This window comes from Candidatus Fermentibacter sp. (assembly GCA_030373045.1).
In the GTDB taxonomy this organism is placed as follows: domain Bacteria; phylum Fermentibacterota; class Fermentibacteria; order Fermentibacterales; family Fermentibacteraceae; genus Fermentibacter.
On sequence record JAUCPW010000044.1, the window covers coordinates 52,017 to 65,808 of the forward strand.

Below are 13,792 nucleotides of genomic sequence, written 5' to 3' on the forward strand. Positions count from 1 at the left end.
TCCCGGCGCCCCCCAGGCGCCCGGATGTCGTTCCACCTGATACTTGCCTCATTCCGTATCTCCAGTCGTGCCGGCGCCTACGGGGGACAGCATGTTCTCCCAGTTGGAGTAGCTGACCTCTCCGGGAACCGTGGAGTAGAGCTGGGTGAAGTTGCCCGTGCCGTCGTTGTCGACGAACACGAACGTCTCGGTTCCCTGGCTGGTGAAGGTCCAGATCTCGTAGGGGAGCATGTCGACCTGGATCGGCATGCGCTCGATCTCGTCGGGCCTCCCGAACTTGATGTAGACCCTTCCCCTGTCGGTCCTCCATCCCTCTCTGAACACGGAGGCGAAGGACTCCGCCTCCCTGCACCGGGCCTCGAAGTCCGCCCTCTCGGCGGAAGGTCTCGATGCCCAGTACTGACCGTAGTAGGCGGCTCTCGCATCGTCTCCGTCGAGACCATCGAATACCGCCCTTTCACCGGATGACAGGATAAGAGTGAACTGCCGCAGGAAGGAGACTGCATCTCCGGTGGCGGCCGGGTCGATTTCAGCCACGGCAGCCGCGGTCTGGCGCAGCACCATGACGGGCTTGCGCGCGATGAGGGTGTCCCCGCCTGCGATGACGGCTGTTTCGATATAGTGGAGACCGGAGACCCGTGCGCCCGATAGGTCGAGGCTGTCGATCAGACCGACCGCCTCCACACCCTCGGGGATCTGCACGAGATCCCAGGGGCGGGCGAACAGCAGGGCGCCCGAGGCATCCGTGAAGCGGCTCTGCCTGAGCACCGAAACTCCGCCCATGCCGTAGATCTCGGAGTAGATGAAGGCCCTGTGCTCTCCGGGCAGGTCGAACCTGCCGTCGGCAGCCGGGAAGACAAGCAGACCGCCCTTGCGGAGCGGATTCTGGGATTCCTCGGCCGCGGGCATCACGGTGTTCGCGACCTCCATCTCGCTCAGGGCCCCCGCATCCAGGCCGGCAACGGACCTGGCCGCGGCTCCCCTCCTGCCATTTCCGAGATCGGTGATGGTGACGAGGAGGGAATGATCCCCCGGCCCTACGGCCATGACCGTGGAGTTCACGATCTCGCGGCCCTCGGTCCATTCCGTCTCCGATATCCACTGCTGAACCGCGACCGTGTCACCCTCCGCGGACATCAGCACCACGTCCGTCTGGAAGGTTGCCAGGCCTTCGGTGTTCGCGAACTGGTCGACCGGGACGCTCTCGTACACCTCGAGGAGGAGCGAGTCTGAATCGACGAGGCGGAACAGGGCCGTGTCGATGCTGAAGCCCAGATCACCCTCGGATGTCGTGGCGAGCCCCGATCCGGCGGAGCACACCGCCGCGGCGAGCAGGACCGCCGACAGGTCAGATCCTCTCATACGCCCTCCTGATCTCGGGCCATGAGGTGACGAGTTCGTACATGCCGATTCCGTACTGGTCGGCGAAGACCACCGTGATGGGCGGTGTGAAGTAGGTCCAGACCTGGTAGGGAGTGTCGGCGGTTTCGAACGGCATGTCCTCCAGGATGTCGGGCTCTCCGAGAAGGGCGTAGACCAGACCCATGTCCGTCTCTATGCCCGGGGTGGCCGACCTGGAGAAGCGTTCCATTATCGTATCGAGTCTCTCGAGATACAGTTCCCGGTACTCGTTCCGCTCCGTCATCGGGGTGGGGTCGAGCGCCTTCCAGAACTCCGACATGACGGCCATCCTGCCGGCTTCAGAATCCACATCCTCGATCTCGTCGAGGAGGGATGGGTCGGCGATCGGCCTCACCAGGTCGGCTGTCATGGAGGCGTTCCTCCCCCAGATGTCCCAGTCCTCCTCGACTCCGAGCAGAAGGGCCGACGATGTCTGGACCGTGGAGTCCAGGAGCGCCGCCACGATGAGCTCGTAGTCACCGGAATGGACGGACTGCAGCGGGATCGTGGCGGTGAAGACGCCGCCGGAATCCCGGAGCCATCCCTCCTGCAGGGTTTCTCCGGAGAGATATCTCAGGGCGTACGCCGCGGTGACCGGGACGTCCGGTTCCGATCCGGCAGGAGGGAAGGCTTGCCATGCGATGTCGACCGAGCCTGCGATGCGCTCGCGCCCGCCGGTCAGCCGTATCATCGAGGAGGACCAGCTCTCCGCCGTTCTCACCGGGACGTCCAGGGTCGCCTCGCGCATCGTGACGCGACCCGATTCGAGGTCGCGGACCATGAGCGACAGGCGGTATCCACCGGACTCGACATCCTCGAGGACGAGCTCCTGGATGAACGGGAGATCGGACCGGACCACCGTGCCCCCGCTCCTGGCGAAGCCCTCACCGTCACCCTCGAGGGTCGCTACCGTCTCGAAGGTGGCGGTTTCCGGCCCTTCACCGAAGACGAAGACGAGATCCCCCTCCTCGAGCAGGGCGCTGACCCTGATCGAGCCGGGCTCCGAGGCCGTGGCGGGCTCTACCGTCCAGCCGAGCTGGAGGCCGGTTGCCGCGAGGAGGATGAGTGCCGGTACAGTCATCTCAGGACCTTCCGCCCTGCGGGGCCGGGAGGGGCGCACCCCCCCCGGCCCGCACAGGTTCTAGAACTCGAACCCCAGGCTGGCCCTGTGCACCATGTCCAGCCTGTTGAAGTCGGCATATGCGTAGTCGAGGGCTATCGTCTGCCCGCCGACGGGGATGCGGAATCCCGCACCGGCCGTGAGCCCCTCCTCGTCCGTATTGACCCTGTAGCCGCCACGGATCGCGACCATGCCGTTGTACCAGTATTCCCCTCCGATGCCCACCTGCTCGACGTTGTCGTTGGGATGGATCCCGTCGACGGCGATCGTCATGAAGTGGGGACCCTCGTCGATGACGTCCATCGCGAGGCCCAGCTTGAAGGTCATGGGCAGGGAGTACGCGGTGTAGGAGGACAGCGAGTCAGCCCCGCTGTAGTAGTCGTCGAAATCACCATCCGGCGTGAGCTCGCCGCCGAAGTGCTGGATCGTCATGCCGATGCGCAGCGAGCGGAAGCCCGTGTTGTACAGCGTCCCGAGGTCGACGGCGACTCCGGAGGCGCCTATGTCGTCCCACCCTTCGTGGACGTACTTGAACGTCACACCCGTGCTGAACCTGTCGGTCAGCATCCTGGAATAGGTCAGCCCGACGACCATGTCGCTGCAGGTGAAGGTCTCACCGGTGCCCTGGGGCTGCTCGATGGTCGTCTCGTCCATGTCGCCGGAGCTGAGGAGCCCGAACTGGAGGGCGAAGGTGCCGATCATCGGGAATTCCCGCGTCACCACGCCCGCCTCGTACCGGACATCCTCGAACCACTCGGTGTGGGTAAGCTGGACCTGCGTGCCGGGCACGCGTACCAGACATGCCGGGTTCCACCAGGCTGCGCTCGCATCGTCCGCCGTGGCTACGAAGGCTCCACCCATCGCGGCGCCCCTGGTGCCCAGCCCCAGCTTGAGGAACTGGGCGCCGGCAGTGCCGACCTTGGCGAAGCTGGCGTCTGCCACCGCCGGGAAGAGCAGGAGGACGGCAGCCGCTGCAACCAGGATTCTTCCTGTCAGTTTCATTGCCCCCTCCTCCCTACTTTATGATGGCGAACTTGCCGATTACGTAGTCGTCCTCTGTCTCTATCCTGTAGAAGTAGAGACCGGAGACGACCTCCTGATCATTGCGGCTGATGAGGTCCCAGAACTCCGTTCCCTCGTCGCCGCCCCAGCCGCGGTGCTCGAGCGTGATGACATGGTCTCCGCCGAGCGTGTAGATGTAGATGTCGCACATGGCCGGGAGATTCACGAAGGCGATCTTGTCGAAGTAGGTCTGCTCCCATGCCGCGGATCCGCGGTACGGGTTGGGGACCACCGTGACGAGATCCTTCCAGTCGGCCGAGGAGTACCAGTAGGGCACCACTGAGAGGGGCGTGCCCTCGATGGTCTGCTTGTAGTTGGACTTGGTGCTCTCGACACCGGTTTCGGCGTCGAAGCTGCATACGACGTAGTAGTAGGGGAATCCGTTGACGACCGTGCTGTCGTCGTAGGAGTAGGTGCCGGTTCCCGCTATCTCGTCGATGAGCTCCCAGCCGGACGGATTGAACGTTGCCCTGTAGATGCGGTAGCCGCCGAACGGCGTGTAGGTCTCGGCGTTGGCGCCCCACTCCAGGTGGACGTTGCCGTTCTGGGCCTCGTAGAAGAGGACGGGGGTCGGCGGGAGCTTAGGCACTCCCCATCCGCCATCGCGGTAGTACGCGTCGAGCAGGGCATCAGCGTCCCTGCGGAGGCCGTCCAGGCCCAGGCCGACTATCCAGCCGCCCACCATGAACAGGCTGTCGCCGTCGGCGAGCGTGGTCGGGCCCATCGTCAGCAGGAACCTGTAGTCGAAGGTCGGATAGCCCTGCGCGATCGGGTTGTCGTCGACTATCGGCCAGGGGCCCTGGTTAGTGGTCGAGATGGCCTCGGGCGCGTTGGGGTTGCCGACCCAGTCTTCGAGGAAGGTCGGTCCGCTGAACTGGCCGCTGGCGTCGGGATTGGCGCCCCACTGCATGTTGTAGCGCTCGGGATCGCTGCCCGGGTCGCTCTCCCAGTTCCACCAGGTGTGGGACAGGGGGATCGGGTAGCCGTACACGTCGATCGGGCGCTCGATGGTGCCGTCGCTGTGCCTCACCCAGTAGTCGAGCAGGCGCCAGCCGATGAACCCGTTGCAGGGCGGGATGACGTCGGGCTCGCCCGAGTCATCGATCGAGGACGCCGCGAGGTCGCTGTCCCAGATGTAGGACATGTTGCGCGGGACGACCAGGTAGGTCGTGTCGCCGACGACGTGGTTCCAGTGGTTCTCGGGCATTCCCAGAGCGAAGAGATCCAGGCCCGTGTTGGGATCGACGGTGTAGACGGTGTCGCCGGAGACGTTGTCCACCTTCGCCAGGATGGTGAAGTGGTCGCTGACGCCGTTCCCGTCTACGTCGGCGTCGACTATGCCGTCGGAGCCGAGATAGTTGTAGTAGTAGAAGATGTTGTCTTCCGGATTATCGTACGAGGCATCCGGGTTCTGCTGGTACGTGTAGGCGTCGGCCTCGGAACCGGGGGTCCCGTTGTCGAACACGTACTCGAACGTGGCCTCGGGGTCGTTGCACCAGATGACGTGGCCGTCGTAGAAGACCATGTCGTCGAGGTGGCAGTCGGAGACATCGGCATCGGCGATGTCGCAGTCACCCTTGATCGCCAGGGTGAGGGCCTCCAGCGGGACGCCGGGGTTCCCGTGGGAGCTCTCGTGGGTGGCCACGAAGTAGTTTGCTATGAAGTTGTTGAAGCCCGGGGTGCCCCAGGAGTAGTTCTCTTCATAGATCTTGAGGCCGTAGGGATCGTCGTTGTAGGGGCCCCAGTCGTCATAGCCGTAGTGGCTCTCTTCGAGCGCGGTCGGGCCCGGGGAGAGCTTGACCAGCGGGAAGCCCTCGCTGGGCCAGAACTCCCAGCCCGTGGAGTAGTCCGTGACGCTCGCCCACTTGGCGAGTGAATCGCCGTGCACCGTCACGGGGCCGTAGCATGCGCTCCAGAACTCGCCGTCCCAGAGGTAGCTGTTGCCCTCGCCGCCCGGCCATTCGCAGGACGGGTAGACCGACCAGGGATCGCCGAACAGGCCGATGTTCAGGAACGCACTCCAGTTGTTGTTGAGGTTGTGCAGAACCCAGACCGCGGACGGGCGAGCGTCGGTCCCCTCGGGCAGCGTCATCTGCCTCATGCTCCTGGCCCCCGCCGCGCCGGTCATGACGACCAGCAAAAGGGTCGCCAGGATCAGGAAACCGGGTCTCAGGCTGGATCTTCTCATACCCTCCTTCACCTCCGATTCGTAAGCTTGGTCTCCGGGCCGGCCGATTCACGGCCTGGCCCGGAAGTGTGAGAGAGTTCCTTCCCCATTGCTGTTCTCATGTCGTCAGGGTGAACCGGTAAGTGAGCGTGGTCCACACTCCCACCGGTATCCCGTTGTTCGACGCCGGTACCCAGCGGGTGCGGGGCGCCGCAGAGAGCGCCGCCTGGTCGAGGGATTCGACCCCGCTCGAGTTGTAGAGCTGCACGTCGCCCACAGTGCCGTCCGTCTTCACGTAGACCCAGAGCACGACGTTGCCTTCCACGCCGGCCATCCTGGCCATTTCGGGGTACTCGGGCGCAGGCTGGAACGTGCAGGAAGGGAACACCTCCGCGGGCATGAACCTGGGGGGACCCATCTCGGTGCCACCGTCGCCGGGGCCGATGTCCTCTATGGTCTGGGACACCGTCGTGACGCTGGAGAGGCCTATCGTGTCGGTGCTGAGGGAGATGGTGACATCGGTCTGGAGCTCCTGGATCATCTGCTCCGCGGCCTGCTGCATCTCCTCCTGCTGCTGCTGGACCTCCTCCTGCTGCTCCTCGACCTGCTCGTCGAAGGCTATGTCGGCCTCGACTGCCTCCATCTCGGTGTCGGTCGTGCGGGTGCTGATGCGCCCCATCTCGCTCCTCGGGATGACCTCGAGGAGCAGGATCATGCTGGCGATTGCGCCCGCGATCGCCCAGTCGTACAGGAGGGCCGAGCGCTCCTGGAACTCGCTGTTCGCATGGGTGCTCATGCTCCACCCCCCTCAGTAGGAATGCTCTACCGCGTTGAACATCACGCTGTAGAGCTCTTCGTAGCGCAAAGCGTTGAACAGTTCGACCATGTCCCCCATGGGGACCCTCTGGTCGACGTTGAACACTATCACGTCGACGGACTTGTTCTGCTCGCGCCAGAGCCGCTCGCTGAGAGTCCGCAGCTGCTGGGGAACGTCGCTCACGGGCATGTCGAAGTCGCCGATGCGGGCCACCAGCTCGCTCGACGGGTCGCCCGGCGTGACCTGCTTGATCCACACCTTGATCGAGAGCGACTGCTTGCCTATCTCCGTCATGACCTCGGGATGGGCCTGCGGGAACCTTATGCTCATCCCGCCCTCCTCCTTGAAGAGGGTCGTGCTCATGAAGAAGATGATGAGAATGAAGACGAGGTCCGCCGAGGATCCGGTGTAGACCTTCGCCGCAGCTCTGATCCTACGCTGTATCAGCATCAGGCCCCACCCCCCGTCCTCTCCTGGATCGTTATACCGGTACGGCTGACGCCGTTGCGCCTGAGCATGTCGAGCGCCTGGACCATTCCGTTGTAGTCGCAGTCGGGGAAGAACTTGAGGATGACGACGAGTTCGCTCTCCCTCACGACCGTAGCTATCTCGCCCTGTACGGCGTCGGCCAGGACGAGGGTGTCGCCGAACGCCACCTGCCCGAACAGGGGATCGTCGTCGACGGCTATCTCGCCGCCGAGCAGGATCCGCATGAGGCCGGGCTTCACCTGGGGAACCAGGTTCTCGCCCTCGACTGCCCGCTCGAGGCTCGAGTACGTGTTCTCGGGCAGGTCCATCGCCACGAGCACGTTGGTGAGCAGCCTCGAACGGGTGGCGGAGAGCGCCTCGACCCTGTCGCTCGCCAGCGACCGTATACCGGACACCAGCGAGTCGGACTCGAGGCTCACGTCCTCGCCCGCCCTGGCCCTCTGGAGCGGACCCCCCGGAGGAGCCTGGTCGATGAGTGCGACATACTCGTTCAGGCCCCACTGCTTGACCGTCATCATGAGGCGGTTGGCCTCGTCGATGATGACTTCCTGCGTCTGCTCGTCGGGCTTCTTGGGCAGCCTGTAGGAGATGCCCTTCTGGACCTCGAACGTCGTCGTGACGAGGAAGAAGATCAGCAGCAGGAAGCCGATGTCGGCCATCGATGCTTCCGGGATGTCCGCGCTTGCTGTCGGTTTCTTGAGGAGTCGCATCCGATCCCCTTCTAGAGCTTCTTGAGCAGTTCCATGTCGGAGAGTGTATCGATCAGGAAGCTGCTCGCCTCCTCCATGTCGATGACGTACCTGCCGATGATCGAGATGTACCAGTTATAGGCGAGCTGCACGGGGATGGCGATCATGAGGCCGGCAGCCGTGGTGATGAGGGCCTCCTGGATACCGCTCGCGACCAGGCTGGCCTCGACGTTCTTCGCCGCGGCGATGGCGCCGAAGGCGTTGATCATGCCCGAGACGGTGCCGAGGAAGCCGAGCATCGGGGCCACGACGACCACGGAGGCCATGACGATGAGCCCCTTCTCGAGGAAGGACATCTCTACCTGGGCGGCGGTCTCGATACCCTTCTCCACTGCCTCGAGGCCCTTGTCACGCCTGACGAGGCCGGCGCGGAGGATGGATGCAACAGGACCGCGGGTGCGGTCACAGAGATCTTCGGCGCCCTTGTGGTCGCCCTTGCGGATGTACCCGCCGAGCTGGTCGAGGAAGGTGCCCTGGTTGATCTTGCACTTGCGCAGGACGATGTACCTCTCGATGCCGATCGCTACACCGATGATGGCGCTGAGGAGCAGCGGCCACATGAATATGCCGCCGGCGATGAACAGGTCCTTCAGGTCCATCGCGGCGTTCTGGGGCCTCTCGATGTCCTCGCCTGCGGGAACGGCCGCGGAGTCGGCGGGCGGGGTCACCGGCTCGACGACCGGCTCGGCGATCTGGGTGGTGGTGTCGACGGGGGCCGGAGCGGTCGTATCGGCGGGTGCCTGCGCCCAGGAAGCAGCAGCCAGCATGAGGACTGCCAAGAGAATGTTACGCATGAGGGACAACTCCTTGTGACTCGGTGGGGGGCGGTCCCCCTCGGGACCGCCCCTGTGGTTCCCTGGTTACTCTCCTACCACTCCAGCCCGAACCCGAACCTGATCATCCTCGGGCGGGAGTAGACGTACGGATTGTCCTGGGCGCCCGTGGGATCGCGATCGGGCCTGCCGTCACCGTCCTGGTCGGCGTCGTACCAGGCGAAATCGGCGATCGTCGTGATGTTCCTGCGGTCGAAGACGTTGATGATCCAGCAGTACACATCCATCGTCAGAGGGCCCGCCCAGATCGTGCGGTTGATCTTGACGTCGGTGTCGAGGGTCCAGGGGTAGCGGCTGCTGTTGATCTCGGGGGAGGCGCTGGCCTGGCCCGCGGGAGTGTACGGGAATCCCGAGCCGTAGTTGAACGTCACGGTCGTCCCGAAACCCTCGAGGAACGGATAGTTGCCGATCCTGGGGCCTTCGCCCTGGGGGATGCGGAAGTCGAGGTCGGCGTTGAAGGAGTGCCTCTGATCCCAGTCGAGGTAGGACTCGTGCTTGGGGATGACCCAGCCGGACCAGAGGTACGAGTAGTTCTGGGTGGCGCCGGAGGACTTGCCCTTGGCCACCTGGTAGGTGTAGCTGGCGCTGGCGGAGAAGAAGCCCGTGGGGCGCCTCATCAGGGTTAGCTCCGCGCCGCGGACGTTGCCGAAGTCGCCGTTGATGTAGCGGTCGTAGGAGTCGACGGCGGTGTAGAAGTTCTTCTCGGTGTCGACCAGGCCGGTGATGTCCTTGTAGAAGCCGGTGACGTCGAGCATCGTGTAGTCATCGAACTGGTGCTTGACGCCCACCTCGTAGGCTATCGTCTGCTCGGGCTCGAGGTCGACGTTGCCGATCAGCGGGAAGGCGCCGGACAGGTCGTAGGACGAGCCGGAGTACATCCTGTCCAGCATGGGCATCTGGAAGAAGTGGCCATAGGTGAAGTGGAGCACGTCGCGCTCGGTGATGGGGTGCGAGAAGCCGACGCGGGGGCTCAGGTGGTACTTTATGGGCACTTCGATGGGGTTGACGATGTGGTCGGGATCCTCGGGAGTGGTTCCCGGGGTGACCGGGTTGGACGGGTCGGCCGGGAACTCGTCGAAGTTGGGGTCGAAGTAGTCGAACCTGAGGCCGGCGTTAACGATCATCCCGCGGTATTCCATCTTGTCCTGGAAGTAGACCGCTCCGGCGTTCGGGAACGCGTGGTAGCGGTTGAGGTAGATGTTTCCGCCCGACGCCGTGTCGACGCTGTAGTCGAAGACGTCGTAGTAGGTGGCCTCGAACCCGGTCTTGAGCTGGTGCTGCTGGTTGATCTGGCTCGTGAGGTCGAAGCGTGCAGTGGATGTCTGGCTGCGGGTGTCGCCCCAGGCCATCCTGCTGGCGCCCTGGCGGTAGAAGCCGTCGGTGTCCTGGATCCTGGAGGGGGAGTAGAGCAGCCAGTCTGCCGCGGTCCAGCCCTCGCCCAGCCAGGTCATGTCCGTGTTGCGGATCTTGTAGCTGAAGGTGGACACGTACTGGTTGAGCTTCAGCTCCATGAAAGTGGCGTCGCTGAGGGTCTGGGTGAGGCCCATGCTGATGCTCGTGTTCTCGAGGAACCTGGTGGGGAGTCCGAACCTGATGTCCTGACCCCAGGCCAGCGTGTCGCCGTAGGTGGAGGAGCTGGTATCGGTGTCGATGTAGGGTTCCTCGAACCTGTTCCAGGCCCAGTCGCTCCAGCCGTAGTCCCTGTCCATCAGGTAGCCCGAGAAGTTTATCTTGGTGCGGGCGCTGGGACGGATCGTGAGCTTGGCCTGGCCGGAGTACTGGGTCTGCCAGCCGTTGAACTGGTACTGGTACCTGTTCTCCTCGCCGCCGCCGATCTCGAGGAACTCGCCGGAGAGGAAGAGCCTGTTGTCGCCGGGGACGTTGATGCCCATGGCGGGCAGCAGGAAGCTGGTGATGGGCTCGGGGCCGCCGACTGCGGCCTCGGCGTTGAGGCGCGCCTCGGAGAACGGGCCTGCCTCGCCGCGGCTCGACTGCCAGGTCCAGTCGTCGGCCAGGCCGAGGGACTGCCAGTCGTTGCCGCTGAGCTCGATCTCGCCCGTGTAGGAGTTCCCGCCCTCGCGGGTGATGATCTGGACGATGCCCGACTGGGCATTGCCGTACTCGGCGCCGAAGCCGCCGGTCATGACCGACGTCTCGGCGACTGCCGACATCGGGATGTCGGCCGTGAAGGAGTTGGATGTGGCATCCTGCTGGACGATGCCGTCGACGAGGTATGCCACCTCGCCGGAACGGCCGCCGCGCATGTGGAGGCCGCCGCGGTCGGTCGTGCCGGCCTGGCGGTTGACGACGTCCTGGACGCCGGCCACGGGCAGGGTCTTGATCTCGTCACGGCCGACGACGTGCATGGAGGACGTCACGTCCCTGAGGATCATGCCGCGCTGGTCGGTGACCTGGATGACCGTGCTGCCGACCGTGGTGGTGTTGAGGGTGAAGTCCATCCTCGTGGTGAGGTCGGCGCTGACCTGCACGCCGTTCGCCGTCGAGCCGGCCATGCCCACCATGTTGGCGGACAGGTTGTACTCGCCGGGTTCGAGGTTGATGATGAAGTACTCGCCGTTGGCGTCGGTCATCGCCCCGAAGGACGTGCCGACGATCATCACGGTGGCGCCGATGAGGGGATTGCCGGAATTGTCAGTGACCCTTCCAGCGATCTTGCCGGTGGTACCCGCGCCGGCAACAAGCGCGAGGCACAGGACCAGAGCGGCAGTGATAGCCGTAGCCCTTCCTAGCACCTTGTACGCTCCTTTCCTCTGATGGGAGACGTTACCCTTAACTGCCTTCGATTTCCGCATCCGACGCTCCCTTCACCCCCTGAGACGGACCGTCGGAACCACAACCGTACACCTTTGCCGAGCAACCATTAACGGCCCCGCCCGGAGGGCGGACTCCGCCTGTATTATCCTCTCTGGATGCGAGAATACCCGTGGTCCCGATGCGTGTCAAGCATTCCCGCCGGCACTCTCAGCTCCCCGCGCCGAACATCGCCGGGATGGTCGGGAGCCAGTCGAACAGCAGGAACTGGGCCTGCCCGATGAGCAGGCTGATCCTGGCCATCACCGTGTATCCGAAGCTCGCGCCGAAGGCGACCATCAGGATGGTGACGCCGATGTTGGCCGCCCCGCCCGTGATCCCCCTGTGGGCCTTGGAGAAGAAGAAGTAGACCAGCCCGCAGACCACCCCGGCCACCAGTATGAGGTTGTCGAGGAATCCGGCCGTGCCGACGCCCGAGAGCGATACGATCGTGCCCTCGACCTGGCTCAGGCAGTTTGTCTGCAGGGTGCTCACCAGGCCCAGCCCGGCGCCCGTGCCCACTATCATGGCCAGCGCGAGCCTCGACAGGCCCGCGATCTTCGGGATCAGCCTCGCCAGCATGAAGAGGCCGAAGAATCCCGGCACTATCATGAACAGGTCCGGCGAGCCGTCGCTCGCCCCCGTCAGCTCGTTCCAGAAGTTGGGGATCAGGACGTTGTAGACCGTGTAGATCAGCCAGTAGCCGGCACTCATCCCGACGAAGAGGTGCTCGGCGAACTTGTAGAACGGGTTGTCCCTGTAGAGGAAGCTGTAGAGCATGAGCGTGAGTATCGCGCCCAGCCAGATGCCGGTGATCTCCCAGTTCATCGGTTCGCCCCCTTCCTGCTCCTGCCGATCGTCAGGTAGGTGATGTTCCCGATGACGATGAATGCCATGATGACGAGGTGGGCTATGGACTGGGCGGCCATGCCCGGAGTGGCGGTGCCGGGCGGCGGGCCTTCGACCCCCTCCCTGACGAGCGTCTCGTAGTCGGCGGCACCCCTGAGCCCGCCCAGGAGACCCACCATCTGCCCCGCTCCGAGGTACGGGTAGAACTCCGGCGCGCTCACGGCCGTGCAGCCGCCGCCTATCGGGACCCCGAACCTGTCGCCGGCCATCATCACCCAGGCATGGATCCCGGGGTCGCCCGCCGACAGGCTGATGATCAGGTCCACGTCCCTTATGCTCCTGACGCACCCCAGCAGGGGGATGGAATCGTACGGGACCCCGTCGCGGTCCTGCGGGTAGACTGCCTGCACCGAGCTGCCCATCCGGAGGACGGACACGCCCGCGCCGACGGTGTACCCGAGGTTCACCCAGTCCACGTACTGCGCCCTGCCGAGGCTGTCGCCCACGGACGACAGGGCCTCCTGACACAGGCTGGCACCCTGCGGCCACAGCGCGGTTGCGATGACCCTGTCGCCCCTGGTGAAGAGGTGCTGGGCAAGGGCCACAGCCATCGGCTGCAGCTCGGGCATCGTGGAAGGATCGTAGTCGTAGCTCACGAGCACCACGGACCCGGGCGGCAGGGAATCGACGAAGTCGTAGAGGTCGCGGCTCGGCCCCGATCCGACCGGGATGGGGAAGTCGAGGCGGAGGACGAGCGGCACGAGGACCGACAGCGCCATGAGGATGTAGATCACCCTCCTGTCGACCCTCTCGAGTCTCTCCAGGAGCTTCCTCATTCGGCGCCTCCCAGGTAGCTGCGCTCGATGCCGAAGATCATCCTGAGCGACGTTGCCACCACTCCGAGCGCGGCGCCGATCATGACGGCCCTCTGCCCGGCCATGTTGGGCACCTGCATCAGCCACTCCGCGACCTCGGAGACCAGGTTGGGGTGGGCTCCTTCCGCGGCCCCGGGGAACAGCCCCCAGATCAGGTCGCCTATCGGCACGCGGCCGAGCATCACGATGAAGGCGGAGAGCAGCAGCAGCGTGGCCCTCCAGTTGGAGGACCTGAAGGCGCGGAAGGCCGCCGATGCCACGAAGAAGGCCAGCAGGCTGAACATCGTGGCGCCCATGGGCACGACCATGTTCTGGAACATGTAGTCGAAGGGCCTGCCCTCCTCGACGCCCCAGGCGAACCCGGCGGCGACCATCGCGAAGAACCCCGCGAGGACCACCGGGCTGTACTGCCAGTTCTTCGCCCTCCGGGCGATCTTCATGGCGTGGACCTGCACGAGGTTGACCACGCCGAGGAAGATCGACGCCGAGGCCACGATCATGTACCAGTCGGACAGACCCTCGCCCATGGTCGAGAAGGGCCTGTGCGGGATGAAGAACTGCAGGATCATCAGCATCCCGCAGAGGAAGGTCACGAGCAGCGGAAGAAACAGCCTCACTT

The 13,792-nt window shown here is 64.6% G+C and carries 12 protein-coding genes; all 12 read right to left on the bottom strand.

Annotation, left to right across the window (positions count from 1 at the left end):
• Positions 1 to 48: 48 nt before the first annotated feature.
• Complete coding sequence (locus QUS11_07810) at positions 49 to 1,362, bottom strand: GWxTD domain-containing protein (GenBank protein MDM7993202.1); 1,314 nt, start codon at positions 1,360 to 1,362, stop codon at positions 49 to 51.
• Positions 1,349 to 2,482, bottom strand: a complete 1,134-nt coding sequence (locus QUS11_07815; GenBank protein ID MDM7993203.1) for a GWxTD domain-containing protein — start codon at positions 2,480 to 2,482, stop codon at positions 1,349 to 1,351. The genes QUS11_07810 and QUS11_07815 overlap by 14 nt, the downstream gene beginning before the upstream one ends.
• 60 nt (positions 2,483 to 2,542) lie before the next feature.
• On the bottom strand, positions 2,543 to 3,523 hold the full coding sequence (locus tag QUS11_07820) for a PorV/PorQ family protein (protein ID MDM7993204.1): 981 nt from the start codon (positions 3,521 to 3,523) through the stop codon (positions 2,543 to 2,545).
• Between the two features lie 13 nt (positions 3,524 to 3,536).
• Positions 3,537 to 5,771, bottom strand: coding sequence for a hypothetical protein (locus tag QUS11_07825; GenBank protein MDM7993205.1), 2,235 nt, complete (start codon positions 5,769 to 5,771; stop codon positions 3,537 to 3,539).
• Between the two features lie 97 nt (positions 5,772 to 5,868).
• Positions 5,869 to 6,546, bottom strand: a complete 678-nt coding sequence (locus QUS11_07830) for an energy transducer TonB (GenBank protein MDM7993206.1) — start codon at positions 6,544 to 6,546, stop codon at positions 5,869 to 5,871.
• Positions 6,547 to 6,558: 12 nt separating this feature from the next.
• Positions 6,559 to 7,017 carry a biopolymer transporter ExbD gene (locus tag QUS11_07835; GenBank protein ID MDM7993207.1) on the bottom strand — a complete coding sequence of 153 codons (459 nt, stop codon included), beginning with the start codon at positions 7,015 to 7,017 and terminating at the stop codon, positions 6,559 to 6,561.
• Complete coding sequence (locus QUS11_07840; GenBank protein MDM7993208.1) at positions 7,017 to 7,766, bottom strand: biopolymer transporter ExbD; 750 nt, start codon at positions 7,764 to 7,766, stop codon at positions 7,017 to 7,019. Before QUS11_07840 ends, QUS11_07835 begins: the two co-directional genes overlap by 1 nt.
• Before the next feature lie 11 nt (positions 7,767 to 7,777).
• Positions 7,778 to 8,599 (bottom strand): MotA/TolQ/ExbB proton channel family protein, encoded by an 822-nt coding sequence (locus tag QUS11_07845; protein MDM7993209.1) that lies wholly within the window; start codon positions 8,597 to 8,599, stop codon positions 7,778 to 7,780.
• 74 nt (positions 8,600 to 8,673) lie between these two features.
• Complete coding sequence (locus tag QUS11_07850; GenBank protein ID MDM7993210.1) at positions 8,674 to 11,391, bottom strand: TonB-dependent receptor; 2,718 nt, start codon at positions 11,389 to 11,391, stop codon at positions 8,674 to 8,676.
• Positions 11,392 to 11,620: 229 nt separating this feature from the next.
• On the bottom strand, positions 11,621 to 12,277 hold the full coding sequence (locus QUS11_07855) for a hypothetical protein (protein MDM7993211.1): 657 nt from the start codon (positions 12,275 to 12,277) through the stop codon (positions 11,621 to 11,623).
• Positions 12,274 to 13,134, bottom strand: a complete 861-nt coding sequence (locus QUS11_07860) for a hypothetical protein (GenBank protein ID MDM7993212.1) — start codon at positions 13,132 to 13,134, stop codon at positions 12,274 to 12,276. The genes QUS11_07855 and QUS11_07860 overlap by 4 nt, the downstream gene beginning before the upstream one ends.
• Positions 13,131 to 13,790 carry a hypothetical protein gene (locus tag QUS11_07865; GenBank protein MDM7993213.1) on the bottom strand — a complete coding sequence of 220 codons (660 nt, stop codon included), beginning with the start codon at positions 13,788 to 13,790 and terminating at the stop codon, positions 13,131 to 13,133. Before QUS11_07865 ends, QUS11_07860 begins: the two co-directional genes overlap by 4 nt.
• Positions 13,791 to 13,792 lie beyond the last annotated feature (2 nt).